The organism is Desulfofundulus sp. JL263-se (genome assembly GCF_056316025.1).
In genome coordinates this window covers 561866-578151 of record NZ_CM149993.1, presented here as the reverse complement: position 1 = coordinate 578151, position 16286 = coordinate 561866, and the positions used below count along the sequence as shown (strand labels likewise).

General features: G+C 45.8%; 17 protein-coding genes, 1 tRNA gene and 1 pseudogene. 8 read left to right on the top strand and 11 right to left on the bottom strand.

What is annotated here, in order from left to right; all coding sequences use genetic code 11:
* The first annotated feature begins 12 nt into the window (after positions 1 to 12).
* On the top strand, positions 13 to 549 hold the full coding sequence (spoVT, locus tag ACX4JR_RS02950; RefSeq protein WP_476059566.1) for a stage V sporulation protein T: 537 nt from the start codon (positions 13 to 15) through the stop codon (positions 547 to 549).
* A 169-nt stretch (positions 550 to 718) separates the two neighbouring features.
* On the opposite strand, the gene ACX4JR_RS02945 is transcribed toward spoVT, so the two are convergent.
* Together ACX4JR_RS02945 and ACX4JR_RS02940 are read right to left on the bottom strand one after the other, a co-directional pair.
* Positions 719 to 1417: a thermonuclease family protein gene (locus ACX4JR_RS02945; protein ID WP_476059565.1), complete on the bottom strand. Its 699-nt coding sequence runs from the start codon at positions 1415 to 1417 to the stop codon at positions 719 to 721.
* Between the two features lie 143 nt (positions 1418 to 1560).
* Positions 1561 to 2016, bottom strand: coding sequence for a hypothetical protein (locus ACX4JR_RS02940; protein ID WP_476059564.1), 456 nt, complete (start codon positions 2014 to 2016; stop codon positions 1561 to 1563).
* Positions 2017 to 2605: 589 nt separating this feature from the next.
* Between ACX4JR_RS02940 and ACX4JR_RS02935 the strand changes: the two genes are divergently transcribed.
* The 5 genes from ACX4JR_RS02935 (at position 2606) to ACX4JR_RS02915 (ending at position 6963) form a co-directional block, all read left to right on the top strand.
* A complete protein-coding gene (locus ACX4JR_RS02935) occupies positions 2606 to 3232 on the top strand; it encodes an HD-GYP domain-containing protein (RefSeq protein WP_476059563.1) in 627 nt (208 codons plus the stop codon).
* On the top strand, positions 3217 to 5013 hold the full coding sequence (locus tag ACX4JR_RS02930) for a sensor domain-containing diguanylate cyclase (protein ID WP_476059562.1): 1797 nt from the start codon (positions 3217 to 3219) through the stop codon (positions 5011 to 5013). The genes ACX4JR_RS02935 and ACX4JR_RS02930 overlap by 16 nt, the downstream gene beginning before the upstream one ends.
* Before the next feature lie 79 nt (positions 5014 to 5092).
* Entirely contained in the window at positions 5093 to 5731 is a 639-nt protein-coding gene (locus ACX4JR_RS02925; protein ID WP_476059561.1) for an energy-coupling factor ABC transporter permease, read from the top strand.
* A gap of 10 nt (positions 5732 to 5741) precedes the next feature.
* On the top strand, positions 5742 to 6032 hold the full coding sequence (locus tag ACX4JR_RS02920) for a PDGLE domain-containing protein (protein WP_476059560.1): 291 nt from the start codon (positions 5742 to 5744) through the stop codon (positions 6030 to 6032).
* A gap of 400 nt (positions 6033 to 6432) precedes the next feature.
* On the top strand, positions 6433 to 6963 hold the full coding sequence (locus tag ACX4JR_RS02915) for a hypothetical protein (protein ID WP_476059559.1): 531 nt from the start codon (positions 6433 to 6435) through the stop codon (positions 6961 to 6963).
* Positions 6964 to 7312: 349 nt separating this feature from the next.
* Here ACX4JR_RS02915 and ACX4JR_RS02910 read toward each other — a convergent pair whose 3' ends face one another.
* Both ACX4JR_RS02910 and ACX4JR_RS02905 read right to left on the bottom strand, forming a co-directional pair.
* Positions 7313 to 7378 (bottom strand): hypothetical protein, encoded by a 66-nt coding sequence (locus tag ACX4JR_RS02910; protein WP_476060457.1) that lies wholly within the window; start codon positions 7376 to 7378, stop codon positions 7313 to 7315.
* A 49-nt stretch (positions 7379 to 7427) separates the two neighbouring features.
* Positions 7428 to 7667, bottom strand: a pseudogene (locus ACX4JR_RS02905) (transposase); the annotation flags it as partial.
* A 397-nt stretch (positions 7668 to 8064) separates the two neighbouring features.
* On the opposite strand from ACX4JR_RS02905, the gene ACX4JR_RS02900 reads away from it, so the two are divergent.
* Positions 8065 to 8295, top strand: a complete 231-nt coding sequence (locus ACX4JR_RS02900; RefSeq protein ID WP_476059558.1) for a hypothetical protein — start codon at positions 8065 to 8067, stop codon at positions 8293 to 8295.
* A gap of 213 nt (positions 8296 to 8508) precedes the next feature.
* On the opposite strand, the gene ACX4JR_RS02895 is transcribed toward ACX4JR_RS02900, so the two are convergent.
* The 4 genes from ACX4JR_RS02895 to ACX4JR_RS02880 all read right to left on the bottom strand — a co-directional run bounded on the left by ACX4JR_RS02895 (position 8509) and on the right by ACX4JR_RS02880 (position 12118).
* Positions 8509 to 9915, bottom strand: a complete 1407-nt coding sequence (locus ACX4JR_RS02895) for a radical SAM protein (RefSeq protein WP_476059557.1) — start codon at positions 9913 to 9915, stop codon at positions 8509 to 8511.
* Between the two features lie 64 nt (positions 9916 to 9979).
* Entirely contained in the window at positions 9980 to 10198 is a 219-nt protein-coding gene (locus ACX4JR_RS02890) for a hypothetical protein (protein WP_476059556.1), read from the bottom strand.
* 476 nt (positions 10199 to 10674) lie between these two features.
* Positions 10675 to 10760, bottom strand: a tRNA-Leu gene (locus ACX4JR_RS02885).
* Between the two features lie 128 nt (positions 10761 to 10888).
* Positions 10889 to 12118, bottom strand: a complete 1230-nt coding sequence (locus ACX4JR_RS02880; RefSeq protein WP_476059555.1) for a (Fe-S)-binding protein — start codon at positions 12116 to 12118, stop codon at positions 10889 to 10891.
* A gap of 400 nt (positions 12119 to 12518) precedes the next feature.
* On the opposite strand from ACX4JR_RS02880, the gene ACX4JR_RS02875 reads away from it, so the two are divergent.
* Positions 12519 to 12707 carry a hypothetical protein gene (locus ACX4JR_RS02875; RefSeq protein WP_476059554.1) on the top strand — a complete coding sequence of 63 codons (189 nt, stop codon included), beginning with the start codon at positions 12519 to 12521 and terminating at the stop codon, positions 12705 to 12707.
* 37 nt (positions 12708 to 12744) lie between these two features.
* On the opposite strand, the gene ACX4JR_RS02870 is transcribed toward ACX4JR_RS02875, so the two are convergent.
* The 3 genes from ACX4JR_RS02870 to ACX4JR_RS02860 form a co-directional block, all read right to left on the bottom strand.
* Positions 12745 to 14253 (bottom strand): long-chain-fatty-acid--CoA ligase, encoded by a 1509-nt coding sequence (locus ACX4JR_RS02870; RefSeq protein WP_476059553.1) that lies wholly within the window; start codon positions 14251 to 14253, stop codon positions 12745 to 12747.
* Positions 14254 to 14778: 525 nt separating this feature from the next.
* The gene (locus tag ACX4JR_RS02865; RefSeq protein WP_476059552.1) at positions 14779 to 14982 is read right to left on the bottom strand and encodes a hypothetical protein; all 204 of its coding nucleotides are present in this window, start codon (positions 14980 to 14982) and stop codon (positions 14779 to 14781) included.
* Positions 14983 to 15009: 27 nt separating this feature from the next.
* On the bottom strand, positions 15010 to 16266 hold the full coding sequence (locus ACX4JR_RS02860) for a heme ABC transporter ATP-binding protein (RefSeq protein WP_476059551.1): 1257 nt from the start codon (positions 16264 to 16266) through the stop codon (positions 15010 to 15012).
* Positions 16267 to 16286: the final 20 nt, after the last annotated feature.

Genomic DNA, 16286 nt, shown 5'->3' with positions numbered 1-16286 from the left:
GGAGGATAAATCATGAAAGCTACCGGAATTGTCAGGAGGATAGACGATCTGGGCCGGGTCGTTATTCCCAAGGAAATCAGGCGCACCATGAGAATTCGTGAAGGCGAGCCCCTGGAGATATATATTGACAGGGAAGGAGAAGTAATCTTAAAGAAATATTCTCCCATTAATGATCTGGGAGAATTTGCCAAGGAATATGCCGAATCGCTTTATGAAGCCCTGGGTCACGTGGTTTGTATTAGCGACCGCGATGAAATCATTGCCGTTTCCGGGGGTTTTAAAAAGGATTTGGTGAAGAAACCTGTAGGAAGTTTGCTTGAAAATATCATGAACAATGAGCGGCAGACTAAAATTATAGAGGAAGAGCACAGCCTTACAGCGGATGAACGAGTTATGTTCAAGAAGAGTGTAATTTCACCCATTATTGCTAACGGTGACGCCATTGGCTCCGTTATCATTACCTCCAGCGAAGAAGCCCTAATGGGAGACGTGGAAAAAAAGCTGGCAGAGACGGCTGCATCGTTTCTGGCCAAGCAAATGGAGGAATAAAAGTTCTTACTTCTTTTTCTCATTCTCTTATTATTGGCAATACACTAGCCCATTATTCATTTTGAAGTAATATTTTTATTCTGGAAAAGTAATATGATATAGGGATTCAACCATCTATGCCACCAAACTGGGCACCAGCTTGATGCTGGTGCCCATTCTTAATACAAAATCACCGGGAAAGACCCCAGAGGCCTTTATTAGCCTCCCTGGCCTCCCGCTGGTATTTCTTAAAATAATCCACGTACTTGACATTGGGCGGGACAGTCATTACCTGGGCATAGCCCTCCAGGAGCAGCTCGGCGTTGAACATTTTGGCCCGTACTTCTTTCTCGCTGTCACCGGCTGGTTTCTCCAGCCAGACATAGGCCAGCAGCCGCCCGTACCGGTCCCTCTCTCGGACATCCAGTTCCAGCCACACCTTTCGGCCGTCCAGCCGCTTTTTGGTATAGGTCGAGGCCTGTTTGCCGTAGGGCTCTACTTTCCGAGTTGACTCCGGCGTGTTTATACCGATAAAGCGCACCTTTTCCTTCTTACCGCCGGCCAGGACCACGTACACCGTGTCACCGTCCACCACGTAGGTTACGGTGGCGGACAGCAGTTTCAACATTGCTTCCTGTTGCTGCTTTCCGGAAGGCTGCTGCCCTTCCTGCCCGCCCGGGGTTCGGACCGCGCTTTCGGGTCGGCCTTCGCCTTGCTCCGGTACGAGTTGTTGTTGCACTTGTTTGCCGGAATTCTTCGGCACTTCCTGCGGGACTTCCGGACCGGTACATCCCGCGGCAAAAAGAATGAACACTATGGTTAAAACAACTGCGAATGTAAACCTGCTCAATCTCTGCAACCGCGTTCCCTCCCGGGTTTTTCCAGGCATGATTTTCCCCCCTTGTAACATTTTTAAAAAGAGAATGTTTTCATGTCAATTGGAAAATAGATTTCAATCTATAAACTGATTAACACCCAAAAAAATACTCTTTATCTAAAAAATATATTTTAGAGTCAGATCGATAGTTGTAATTAAAGACCTGATTTTACTTTATTCTCCAGCCAACGCAACGTTTCGGCTAAAACCAAGCCGTAAATGAAAGCACCAACAAAGTCTGATACCGCTGTGTCGAGATGTAACGGTACGGCCAACTTGACCTTAAACAATAGTTTAAGACCGTATAGAAAAAACCATACGGTAATTCCAAAAAGCCATCCCTTTAAAAGATAGTTCCTGCTTGTTATCTTAGGAATCAGGTAAGCAAAGATTATTCCTAATATACCTACAAAGAACAGTTGTGCCAGCTGGGCAAACGCAGCCTCCCAAAAATTTTGGGGTTTTAAACCATATATTACAACCGCTACCCAATCCAGAAAGCGTAATTCGGCAATGTTGGCATAATAAGATGTAAAGCTCAAAATATTCATTACAATGCCACCAACTAATCCCGCGATAAATCCCCTGGTGAATCTATCCTTTATTTCCAACAAGACCACCTCGGTTTAATATCAAAAATTAACTTTTAACCCTACTGGTTATGTTAATTATAGCTTCTTTTTAATGTTACCCCCTAAGACCAGTAACGGAACAGCAACCATTAATTTCCTTATGCTTGATTGAATTAATTTTATTTTTTCCGAAGCTTACCTTATTTATCCTAACAAGAAAAACTTGGAAGATGTCTTGAACTTTTCTTGACTTACATATATATTGTAAGTCAAAGGAAGTGTAAAGCAATATTAAAAAACTATTGACATTTCTAGATGATTGAGTAAAATCTTTAAGTAAGGATTTGGTTTAATTTGTTAAAGTTGTTAAGTTAAATTCACCAATGTTTTTAATTTAAATAAAGACAAGGACAAAGTGGGTCACGAAGGCTTATGCAGGGGAGTATCCCCCCTCAGCTGAGTGACCTTTTTTATTTGCTCAATTTCTCACCCAACCACGAAGATGTTTTTACCTACGAAGCAGGTGTTTTACTGGATTTTTATTTTTTGAAACGATCCCAAATGAGGTTTGACTATCAAACTTGGACTATTCGTGCTTTTTTGTGCTGTTTTTTAGGGGGTATTTTTAGTGCAAACCATCAATTCTTCCATGTGCTTCAGCAGCACACAGTTTCACTCGATACCAAAAGAACTTGGCATCTTTTTGAGCGACCGGTTATTGTATACGCACTGCTTACGTGTGGCCAACTATGCGTTGCTCTTGGCGGAAGAGCTCGCCCTGGAATTTGAGCAGCGCCAAACAATATACCTAGCCGGTTTATTTCACGATCTCGGTAAGGCCAGGGTTCCCCAGAATATTCTCTACAAACCGACCCCGCTGACACAAGTCGAAAAAAGTGTGGTAACAAAACATTCCCGGTGGGGAGCAGTGCTGTTACAAAGGGTTTGTCCTTTAGAACCGCTGTTCCCCCTGGTATTGTACCATCACGAGCGCTACGACGGCACCGGCTATCCTAGCCAACTTACCGGCATAGAGATACCGCTGGGGGCCAGGATAATCGCAGTTGCCGATGCCTTTGATGCGATGACTTCTCCCCGCCCCTACCGGAGTATGATTTTGCCACACGAAGCGCGCGATGAAATTGTAAGATGCTGCGGGACCCAATTTGATCCGGTGGTGGTGGATGTTTTTCAGCACCAATTTGAAAAATTGGTGCGTAAAATAAAGGATGGTGAATTGTGCGGCAGTCGTTAACCCAATCTTTGATGAAGTGGTTTTTATTTTTTACCCTCCTGCCATCGGGTATCTTCTTCTACGCTTTTTGCAATTACATGGTGGTCACAGCTGAACATTCTACGTATCAGATTCTCAATACCATATGCCGGGAGCAAGCACGCCATATTGATCTGTGGTTTCAAGAGCGAACTTTGGATTTGCAAAGACTGTCTTCCGTCATTGAAACTGCTCCTCAATCAGTATGGAATAACGAGATTCTTCAAATGGCCCGCGCCCGGTCCAACAATTATCAACGAATTGCCTATACCAATGCCAAGGGAATAGTTTTGCTGGATACTGCCGGTGAAGAGGGTAAAAATGTTGCCATAGAGAAGTGGTTTCGAACAGCGGTAGCCGGTAAACAGCGGCAGCCGATTCTTCTTAATGATGAAAAAGGAGGGCTTCTTATTGCCTTTCCTTTTCAGGACGGGGTAGTGTGGGCGGAACTGCCGCGTAAACAGGTACAGTGGATTTTAACGACCGACTTCTTGCAAAAAATTGAAGAGATTAATTGCACTTCGAAGGTACAGTGGCTGTATAGGTTCGGCTATCACCCTAAGAAAGTGAAGTGGAATAAAATTGCCGTGTGCTTAGTTAAACCGGACGGCACACTTCTGGCGGGCTCAACCAGCCCTACAAAGCCGGGCAAAGTGGAGGATACAGTCTTGCGATGGTTTACTGAAAGAAACGCCGGGGTGGGCACCTACCGGGATCGTGCTGGTAACAGTTACTACACAGCCTTTTGTCGTTTGGCTGGGACCGACGCAGTACTCGTTGTGCAGGGAGAAAAGCGTCTTATCTTGTACGGTTTTTACGCTCAAAGCTTTACCATGATCTTGCTTACACTACTGCTGCTGGCACTGTTGACCATTCCTCTCAGTTCTTTGATTACACAGCACATAACCAAGCCGCTCCGGCAGTTGGCTAAAGAAGCCGACGAAATTGCACTGGGAAAATTCGGCCAGCAAATAGAAGTAACTTCGCGGGGTGAGGTAGAGGTATTAACCCGGGCCTTCAACAAAATGTCGGTGCGTTTACAGGAGATGTATGGTGAACTCACCGAGCATATTGAGACATTGAAGAAGCAAAAAGAAGAGATTCGGCAGCGTAACGAGGAACTGGAACTGCTCCAGGCAGAACGCAGGCAAAAACAGGCTGAGCTGGTTAAAATGAATCAACTGCTGAAGGAAATGGCCTTTGTCGATCATCTTACTCAGGTTTATAACCGGCGCTTCCTGATGGAGCGAATTGTTGCAGAGTTGAAACGGACACAGGAGAGCAGAGACTCGCTGGCGGTAATAATGGTTGATGTGGATAACTTTAAGACCATCAATGATACCTATGGTCATGCCTGCGGCGACTTCGTCCTCAGGGAAATTGCCGGCTTGTTGAAAAACGTAGTGCGTAATTCTGACATAGTGGGTCGATACGGCGGCGATGAGTTTGTCATTCTCTTACATGTCGATGCCTTCGCCGGGGCCAGTGCATTTATCGAGAGGATAATGGAGGTGATCAGACATCATGTATTCACCCATCAAGCCAACAAATTAAATGTTTCGGTTAGCCTGGGGGGCGCCATGCAGCGGACAAACGGTAACGCGCATAATCCAGAAGAAGAAATGCGCATCTTGCTCCACCAGGCGGACCTAGCGTTGTTGGAAGCCAAGCGATTGGGACGTAACCGGGCAGTGATTTACCGCATGAACGGTGAAGGGACAGAGTTTGTAGAGATAGGACAGACTCACACTGCGGTAGGGTAATGCAGCCAGCCCGACAATTTTCTGCCGCGAGCCGCGGGTCATTGTGCAGGGTGCGGGCAAAAACGAGGAGGTGGTTGTAGTGCATATTCCAGATGGTCTTTTAGACCCAAAAACGTGGGCAATCTCGGCGGCGATTTCCGCCGGAGTGCTAGCTCACGTGGTTCACAAAATAAGGACAAAACTGCAAGAACAGACCATTCCTATGATGAGTATGATGGCAGCCTTCATTTTTGCTGCGCAAATGATTAACTTTCCTATTGCCGGCAGCACTTCCGGACACCTGATTGGTGGTACTCTGGCTGCAATTCTGCTGGGCCCCAGAACCGCCTGCCTTATCATGACCACAATTCTGGTTATTCAGTGCTTTATATTTTTGGACGGTGGGGTAACTGTACTGGGAGCCAATATATTGAATATGGGCATTATTGCTCCTTTTGCGGGCTACTGGATATACAGAGCGATTACTGGATTTTCCCAGAGCCGAGGAACAATGCTTGCTGCCACGTTTGTGGCCTCGTGGTGTTCTGTGGTACTTGCTGCTCTGGCTTGTGCTTTGGAGCTTACGGTTTCCGGCACTGCGCCGGCAGGAATGATTTTTCATGCCATGCTGGGCTGGCATGCGCTGATTGGCATCGGAGAGGGGCTAATTACCACTGCGGTGGTAGGACTCGTTAGTCAGGTGCGGAGCGATTTGGGTTCGGAAGCCATCAAAGTGTGAGGTGAGACGAATGAAAAAAGAATTCATGATAGGGTTAATTGTTGCATTGTTTGTAGCTGTCGTGCTGTCACCGTTTGCCTGTCCGCACCCGGACGGCCTGGAAAGAGTAGCAGAAGACCTCGGCTTTATCGAAATGGCTGAGGGGAAAGAGGTCATTAAGTCTCTGATTCCCGATTATGTCGTACCTGGAATAGGAAATGAGACCTTGGCAACTTCCATGGCCGGCCTCATCGGAACGCTGATAACTTTTGGGCTGGCCTATGGGATTGGGAAAGTGTGTATGCGGCTAGTGAAAAGATAAGTTGGCTAGGGCCTGAACAACTGCCCCGGTCCAAAACATCAGCTCCCACCGGCCCGGTAGGCTGTTCCCAGACTCCCGTCTTGGAGTGTCTCATTGGAATGGGTATGATCCTCGTTACTGCTGGGACCACGAGGATTTTTTCTTTTACAATGAAAGATTTGGCATAAAATAAAAATTCTTTATTACACAGTTGTTAGGGGGCCTAAAAGGCCAGCAACAAACGCGGTGGCAAAAAGTATCTGAGAATGCTTCGCATTAAACCACCCTACAACAATAACGTGTTTTTGACGGCCGTCGGGTAAGGTGGCGTAAGGAACAATGGGCAGAACAGCGGAAAGCACTCCAGCAGGCGGGCAGGCTCTCCCGCGTCAAGAAAGAAGCCGGCCGCGAAGAAAGGTGGATGCGCTGCATCAACCACTACCTCTCCAATCCAGCACTCAATAAATTGAGTGCTGGGCCGTTCCGCACCGAAATGCTCCCCAATTTATTGGGGAGAGGATGTCACCATGAATACGGTGTTTTAATCTGGTACATTTATTCCTCCACTTCATCACCAACTAATGATATCACTACTCAGGAGACTGGTACTGCAACTGTATCCCGCAATGCAACCGTCACCTCCTCATTAGTTATGAGATATTCTGCAACTGGAAGATATTATAAGAGTGGAACAACAAAGTATTGGACAGATGCATTAGGAGCGAGTATCGAAATAGCGTCAGACAGCAGCGGTACTGCTTATTACTATCAAATAGATGAAATACGCAAATTAACAAATAAGGTATATAATGCTTGGACAAGCAACTCATATTTACAAATGGACTATGATTATACTGTTGGATTTTATTTTGGCGTTCAAGGCTATGGCATTAGACTTTCGTCAATCGATATAGATGGCTTTTCTAGGTTTGACACTTCTTATATTCCGTAAAGATTGTTTAAAATGAAGGATAAATCATGGATATTACTTTAAAAATTATAATTATTATATTAGTAAATATAATAATTATAAAAATAATTATGAATATAATAGATAATTATGGTATAAAATTCGTAGAATTCTTTCAAGATTTATGGAAAAAGATAAGAAAATACAAATAGGCTGTAATTGACATAAAGTTGCTTTTGCCCTCCAGAGTATAAATATGTTGACGAAGTAAGTTCCGCAATCGTATAATTGGTTGTAATTCAAGAAAAATTGAGAGAGCGCTCTTTTCATCAAGCGGCGTTCTCTTTTTCTTTGTCCTCGGTTGTCTTTTCATCTTGCTGGTTTTTCCTTCTTACGCTCTACCTTGCAGCGTTCTGGCCACCAAAACCAGGGCTACCCGGAAGAGCGCGCAGCGCAGCTTTGCTCTGCCCCGCTTGCTGATGCGCAGTTTGCCCTTTGCGGGTACCTGAACTGTTTTCCACCAGGTTCAGGCCGGCCAGCTTTATTAACTGCCTGGCATTACGGTAGTTGTTCAGGTCGCCCACTTCGGAAACTATGGTAGCCACTCGCAGTATGCTCATTCCCAGGATGGTGAGCAGATACCCGGCATAAGGGATTTCCTTCAACAGTTCTGCCAGGCGGGCCTCAACCAACTCGCATTCCTTAAGGATTTCCTTGACCCGGCGTAGCTGGTACTGGAGCTCCATCCTGGCACCTTTAAGGCCATCTCTTATACCCACCGACATCCTGGCTTTTCCCTTTAGGAGCTCAGCATGCTTGAACCCGACCCGGTTATGAGTGGCCCGGCTTAAAACTTCAGCCACTTCATCTACCGGCTTTTCAATGGGCAGCACGAAGTGCTTCGGGATGTCTCCCTGACGATCGACCAAGAAATCAGGGTCATCATCGACCTGAACGGGAGCGGGAAGTCGACCCTTTTTAAAATTATCGCCGGCATTACATTAGAAATCCAAAGTATTTCTTAAGTATGTTATCTTAACACCAAACACTGCCCAATTACAGGACTTGCGGTTTATCTCCGCTTTGCCCAGGCTCAGCGGCATGATGCGGTGATGGGTGTGGTATCTTTGGCTGAGTTCAGGCATGTTTATCCTTACCTTGTATACCAAACCCCATGATGACCTGCGCTTCTTTACCCCTACGCCGCGCAATTTCGAGGCCTGGAAGAGGGTATATAATATGTGGTCCAGTTCGGAGCGGTCTTTCAGCCGAAAAAAGAAGGATTATGAACTGGAACGCTGCCGGGTAAGGAGCCTTAAGACCTGGTACTGGCGCGCTCATTTTGTTGCTTTAAATCAGCACCTGGATGCCTGAGTGGAGCATGCTATCAAAGGTCATGCCTTTGATATCTGGACTGAAGTGCTAGGCACTTCAGAAGCTGCAGTATAGTTTTTTAGAATTTCAATTTCCATATTCCCACTTAATGCCTTCTCGCAAAGGCCCGGTACGTGAAACCGGGCACAGACTGAATAAAGAAAACTGGTAGAGGCTTTCTTGAAAAATGAAAAAGCCCGGCGCAAGGCCGGGCTATCTTGTATTCTGTTGAACATCTATCATCAGAGGGTTATGCTGCCCCAATCTTACCTTCCAACAACGCGGATCCGGAGCAAACAAATCACTAGAGTACTGTAAAGAATAATTGAAGCACCCAGACCTGCACCTGCTGAAGTATTCACAACTCCTACACGGTTCCCTCAACTGCGACCGGTTCGGGTTTAGAAAATCCAACACTTGTGCAGAGTTCCATATCTCTGAAAGAGACTGCTCACGTATGTTCCCAAAACTAAGTGAAGCATCACTAACTTGTTCGCAAGCGCATACTGTTCCGTCCGGTTGAACAACAAAAGAAGTGTACATTCCACCGCAATATATTATATCTTCTGGGCCTGCCCACTTTCCAGGTACTGTAAACGGTGCAATCATCATGCTAGCCGAAAAAGCCTCTCTGGCCTTCTCAACCAAATACTGTACCTGCAACGCAAGCTTATGTGGAAGCAATAACTCACTATTACCTCGTCCGTGAAGTCCCGGACTGAAAGCTTCGACTAAAACAAAGTCCACTCCACTATCAGCACATACATCAAATAGACTTCCAATGTCCTGAGCATTCAACCTGGTAACGACTCCCTTAACAATAACTCTGTATCCAAGACGCTTTGCTAGACAGATTGTGCCCAGGACCTTTTCAAAATAACCAGATGTTCCTACCATTTTGTCGTATAGATCTGATGTACCTGCATCAAGACTGAATTGTATAGTTTTAAGACCCGCTTGCCTAAGACGATACAGAGTTGCCCCGGAAATACAGGTTCCATTTGTACTGATATAGGGGTAAATGTCATTTTCCAGCATTCTTATAACAACATCCTCGAAGTTAGGGTGTAAGGAGGGCTCTCCTCCAGTAAGGGCACAGTGTTTTAATTCCATCTGTGCCGACTGATCTATTAAAGCAAAAAGATCTTCTTTTGATAATTCACCTTTCCATTTGGAACCAGCTGCTCTAAAACAATAGATGCATTTCAAATTGCATTCATTTGTCAGAACCAGAGTCATTTGAAGGGGTTTCTCTAACGGAAGGACGGGGTAATCTGTTCTCGGCCTAGGTTTATATAAGAAGTCAGGCGGGTAGTACTTCCATTCATTTTTCTTTTGTTGAGAGTTCCATACTATGAATTTCTCGCACCGTTCTAGTGTGCGCCGAACAAGATCGTGTCCGATATCATCAGACGTTGGAAAGATTTCTGCACATATTTTTGTTATTCTTTCTAAAGACATTGAGCCATTACACATTGCTAATACGACCCCAGAAAACGGATGAAACAGAATATATTCACCAGTGAACCTATCTATCAAAGCACAACAATCTTGCATACGCACTAGATGTACGCAATCAGATAAAACTGGAAACTTATACAACAACTCTTTGATTTTCATTGCTTCCCCCCCCCAACAAAACTTAAAAAGAACTAGTGGGCACAGGGAACAAGATCCTAAATACTTACGTTACAGGACTCTTTCGAATGCAACATCCAGAACAAGGTGGTAGCGGACTTACCGCAATGCATCCTCCATCACATATTGGAAAACGGATATCCCCTAAATCTAACTTTCCTTCCGCTATAGCCAGCTTTAATTCACGCGCCTTTCGATGCAACTCATATTGCATTTCGGAAATCTTATATTCAAGGTCTTGTACTTCCTTAAGTATATCAGCCATGAACATCCCTCCTAAACAGATACTACCCTGTGCCTCACTGATCCTTTTAAACATAACACTGGCAAATTAAACATAATACTGGCAACTCGCATGGCTTTAGTGGAAAATAATTCTTCACTTATGCGGTAAATCCTGCAGAAAAAGTATAAAAATGGCAAGTTGAATTTAATTCCCTGGCTCTATTTAACTATGAATTAACAACTACTATCTAAGCTTCAAACGGTAAAAAACCCCACTAAAATTTATATCCTGGTACATCGCTAACATCCTCACAGAAGAACTTTTTGCGGGGGAAGGTTTTGCAAGCGGTTTTTGATGTCCGGGGGGAGGGTGGACACCCTTCTCCTGCAGGGCATGGTTTTCGCTCCTTTTCAAAACGCGCCAGACTCCGTGCAAGACTTTTTCCGGAGTATTGCAAAGGGAAAAAGAAAAGACTTCCAGGAGAAAAACCCTGAAAGCCTTGAATTTAGCGGGTTTGGTGCGGGCGAAGGGATTTGAACCCCCACGGGCGCACGCCCACTGGATCCTAAGTCCAGCGCGTCTGCCGTTCCGCCACGCCCGCATACAAAAGCCTCACGTACTGCACACATAATAGTAGCATAGAAAGCTTGTAGCGTCAAGAACATACACAATTCCGCCGCCCTGCATTTTTCCTCAAAAAAGCCCCTGTATTTAACAGGGGCTTTTCCATTACTTTTCCAACACCAGAGCATTACTGATCAAGTGGTGTATGTGCTTAACCTGTACATCCAGCTTGTAATACTTGATAATGTCTGTTAACTGGTCGAAGCAGTTATGGCAGGGGCTGACTACAATCTTGGCCCCGGTCCTTTCAATCTGCTCGGCCTTCAACTTACCCTTGGCCATGCGGTAGGGGTAAATCTTGTCTCCCATGGCCAGGAGGCCGCCACCGCCGCCGCAGCAGTAGTTATATTTGCGGTTGGGCCACATTTCTCTGAAGTCCATGCAGACCTGCCTGAGAACATACCTCTGCGGCTCCACGATACCCTCTTTGCGCACGGCGTTGCAGGGATCGTGCAGAGTTACCGGCTCGGGGTTCTTGCTGGGATCTACTTTGATAAGGCCCTTCTTGATTATTTCGGCCTCCAGTTGCGGCAACCAAGTTACCTCGTAATTACCTTCTTCCGGGGTGAGCCATACCTTGCGTCCCCAGCTTTGGGCTCGCATGGCGTGGCCGCACTCGGTAACAAGAACACCTTTTTTGGGCTTGAGCCTCTTTACCTCTTCGGCTATTCTTTTAATAAGAATCCTGGATTCTTCGTCGTTACCGTTAAACAGTCCATAGTGGGTAGCATCCCACCAGGTACTGGGACTGGTCCAGCTTATGCCCGCAGCGTACATGATCTTGCCGATGCTCTGTATGTCCATGGGATAGTACTTGATCTCCCGCGGGTCCCAAAGGAACATGTAATCGGCACCCTCTACGTCTACGGGAATCCTGGCATTGGGGTCATCCAGCTCGGCCTGCAGCTCTTCCTCCATCCACTCCAGGGTTTCCAGGTAATCTTCCTTGGTTACTTCCATCTGGTTGCCGGTATTTACTTGTGCATCCACAACATCCTGGAGGAATCCCGGAGCCTTCAGCCCGAAGTTTCCGCGGATGGTACGGACCATGCCGGCAATATCCACATTCATCGGGCAATCCATGGTACAGCGGGCACACTGGTTGCACACCCAGATTGCCAGGTCATTGAGGACTTCTTCCCTCATACCCAGCATAACCTTACGGATTAATTTCCGCGGGTCCAGGTCGTCATGCACCCCGTTGAAAGGGCATCCTGCGGAACACATGCCACATGTCAGGCAATTGTAAAGATCCGTAGGGTTCTTGTCCGTACAAAACTTGGCCACTACTTCTTCTCTGAAAGTGGGATCCAACTTTTTAGCTTCAATACTCACTTGTTTATATTCCCCCCATTCTTCTTTTTCACGCCCTGGTCAGGGGTTTTAAGCTCGCCCGGCCAAACGGCAGAAAGGTTGTACCTCTAAAAAACACCTGGGGCCTTATTATCAAGTTATACTACTAGTATACTAATTTAAAAATTTATCTGTCAATTGTTACAAATTATTTCTTGTAAAAATTTTTAATTTATGTCACTCCCTTATCATTCATAAAAGGTTAAGTATTTCCTTAAATTTTGTAAGTTCGACAGGCCGGACCGCTTTTCCTGCTGTACTTTATAATGGAAAATAATACCTATAAAAAATAGAAAAATATCCTTTGCTCCCAAAGAATATTACCAATATTCACGGCAAATTATATTTGCAGTTATATTTCACCTGTTACGGAGGTGTAACTATGAGCGAAAATAAATTCCGCGAAGAGCAAAAAACCTTCCAGCACGAACTAGTGAAGGAAGAATCCCCCGGGGAGCTTTGGGACAAGGATGTTAAAGGTAAGTACCTGAGAGAAAACCCGTATAAAGACCCGCCGAACAACCTGGCTACAAAAATAAACGAAAAGTATAAGGGATATTATAAGGAATAAGAAATAGAAAAACTCTGGATAAAGGCAGTCCAGGGCTTTAATATGAGGTACTGCTCTCACCCGGCCCCTCTTTTAGTACTCGCTTTAATATTTTTCCATTGGGCCCCTTGGGTAACTCATCCCTGAACTCAACCTGGCGGGGGCACTTGTAATCAGCAAGGTTATTTCGACAATAATTAATTATTTCCCGGGCGGTAACTTTATACCCGGGCTTTAAAGCTATAAAAGCTTTGGGAACTTCCCCGCGCATTTTATCAGATATTCCCACCACGGCAGCCTCCGCCACCGCCGGGTGATTATACAATACTTCTTCCACCTCCCGGGGATAGACATTAAACCCGCCTACTATAATCAGATCTTTTTTTCTGTCTACTATATAAACATAATTATCCTCATCCATCATTCCCAGGTCCCCGGTATAAAACCACCCGTCGCGTATGGCTTGAGCGGTGGCTTCAGGCTGGTTCAAGTACCCCTTCATAACGTTATCGCCCTTTACAATTATTTCACCTACTGTATTTTTAGGCACTTCCCGCCCGTTCTCATCTACAATACTTACCTGAACCCCGGGCAAAGGCGGACCTACTGAACCAGGCTTCCGCAGTTCCAATCTATTAACATAGGAAATGGGAGAAGTTTCCGTGGGACCGTTTCCTTCCAGCACGATTATCCCGTAAAGTTCCTCCAGGGTGCGCATCATCTCCACGGGCATGGCGGAGCCGCCTGAAACAAACATGCGCAATGAAGCTAAATCCTTGGGATCCACATTTTTTGCGGCCTGCAAAATAGCTGCGTACATGGCGGGAACGGCAGGAAAAATGGTTACTTGATGTTTTTTTATGTTTTCTACCGCTACCCTTGGCAAAAACCGCTCCATCACCACCACCGAGGCACCGGTGCAGGCAGGCACCAGTATGCAAACGGTCCCGGCAAAGGCATGGTAAAAAGGTAATACCCCCAGGTAGCGCTCGCGACAATCCACGCCAATAGCTTTGGTAACCGCTTCCGTATCAAACACCAAGTTTTTATGAGTAAGCATAACCCCTTTCGGCTTTCCGGTGGTGCCCGATGTAAACAAACAGGCGGACACGTCATTTTCTTCCAGAGGCGGGCGACTTAAATCCGGCTTAAAGCTTAATAATTTCCTGTAGTCTACTTGGTCTTGTGCTGACTTTTCACCTACCACGATTATATTACGTAAATTGGGTAATTGTTCTTTTAAGGTATGAATAAGCCGGGCAAAGGGTGATGCGGTAATTATTGCTACGGCTTTGCTGTCTTGTAAAATATGATTAATTTCGGGTTCTTTAAGCAGCGGGTTGATAGGTACCACCGGCGCGCCCACAAAATTGAGGGCCCAGTAAGCAGTTATAAACTCCAGGTGATTGGACATTAAAATGGCCACATATTCCCCGGCGACAATCCCCAGGGATTTAAATCCTGCCGCCAGGCATCCCACTCTTTTTGCCAATTCCGCGTAACTTATTTCCTTATCTTGAAAAATTACAGCCGTACGCCCGGCAAAGTTTTCAACACTTCTTAACATAAAATCACAAACTAACAATTATATACCCCCCGCTAATAAATTTTTTCATCTCCCAGGCTTCGGCAACCAATGTTTATAAAGCGGGCCTGCAGAAATTTCCCGCAGCTGAATTAATTTATATTATACTTGTAATAAACAACTATCCAACTATTTTTCCTCTAATTTCTCAAAACTTATTCACATATTTCAAAAATTCGTTGATAATCTCATAATTAAGCAGCAGCGATTTAGCTAACTTCCTTTAATGGATAGATCAGCTAGTATAACAAGAAAGGGTAGTATTACCAGGAAGTAATGGTATTTTCAATGAAACACGTTGGTTTGCACCATGATGCATGCTGTTGCCGCCATTTCGAAAACAAGCAAATTTCGAAATACGCCTTTGTTAACACCATCTGCATACCCTGTGTTTAAAGAAAAGGAAACCGGGCCCGCCGGGAGCAATTAAGATTCCCGGCATATAAAAACCCCCTTTTACAACTTAAAAGAGAGAGCCCGTCCGGGCTCAGTATTAATTTATTGTCTTTAAGTCTTCTTTAAGTCTATCTCTATTTGCTTTTTTAATTTTTCCACCAGTGACTCGTAATTTTCAGCCTGACACATTGTAGGGTAAAGACTTGTATCTATTGATTCGCCGTACCACAGCTTGTCATCCTTGGAGTACCAGTAAGCGCATAGGTATTTATCTCCATTTACCTCAAGGTATGTATACTTCTTTTTACCGAACAAAGAAATCTCCCCCCCACCGTTTTTCTATTATTGTAGAACTGGCAACAGATCTAAAATTTCCACACCCTTTTTAACAACAACCGCGCCCTTTTCTATAAGCCCCTGATAAAGGCGCACAGCCTCCCCACCTGTAAAGTCACGCTCATCTATACCCTGCTCTTCCACCAAAAGCACGGGCTTACCCCATTCCCGGGCCCTGTGAAGGGCCTCCAGGTTTTTTAAATTGCCGCGCCCAAAAGGAATGCTGGCCAGCACTGAGGCCCCGGAATTTTTTATTAGTTTCAAATTAACCCGGTAGCTTTCCTCGGAAATGGGACTGAACGGTGCTTCCTCCACCACCCTGATTCCCAGAAACCCCGCCACCTCCCAGTCGATGTCACCGGTGTTTAGTACCCCTGCCGTTACTTCATAACCATGGTTGGCCAGGAGCCCCAGGATAGCGGACCCGGCTCCACCGCCGCAAAGCACGTGAACCCTCCCCCTGGGAAAATCTTTTTGACGTCCCTGGGCAAGCAGCATTACAGCTGGACGCCCGGTTACGGGGTTGGTCCTTATTAGTACATCGGTACCGTAAACGTCCTTAATGTTGCCTGCCGTCAGCACCTCTTCGGGCGCACCCAGGGCGAATATTTTGCCCTTTTGCATAAAAATCAGATTGTCGCAGTACTGGGCAGCCAGATTCAAATCGTGAAAAACAGAAATTACGGTAAGCTTTTTCTCTCGGTTTAAACTCTGAAGCAGATTTAAAATTTCCAGCTGGTGATTGATGTCCAGGTGCGAGGTTGGCTCGTCCAGGAGAATAATTTCCGGCTCCTGGGCCAAAGCCCTGGCTATAATGACCCTCTGGCGCTCCCCGCCGCTTATGGCAGTAACCGGCCGCTCAGCCAGGTTACGAGTATTGGTGAGCTCCATTGCTCGGGCAACAACCTCATAGTCCCTTTTGCCTTCCGGCCGCAGGCGCCGCAGGTGAGGGGAGCGCCCCATCATTACCACTTCTTCCACGGTAAAAGAAAAGTTTATTCCCGTTTCCTGGGGAACAACCGCCATTTTCCTGGCCACGTCGCGTGCCCCCAGGCCGTAAAGATTATGCTCACCTAAAAGAACGACTCCCCTTAAAGGCTTTAATACTCGGCTTATACACCGCAAAAGAGTAGATTTGCCGGAACCATTGGGGCCGATAATTCCCGTAAAGCTGCCCCGCTCAATGGAGAAATTCACACCGTTTAATATTTTTTCCGACCCGTACGAGCATTCCACGTCAAGGATTTTTAAAACCGCCGTCATAAGGCCGACCCCCCGAGCAG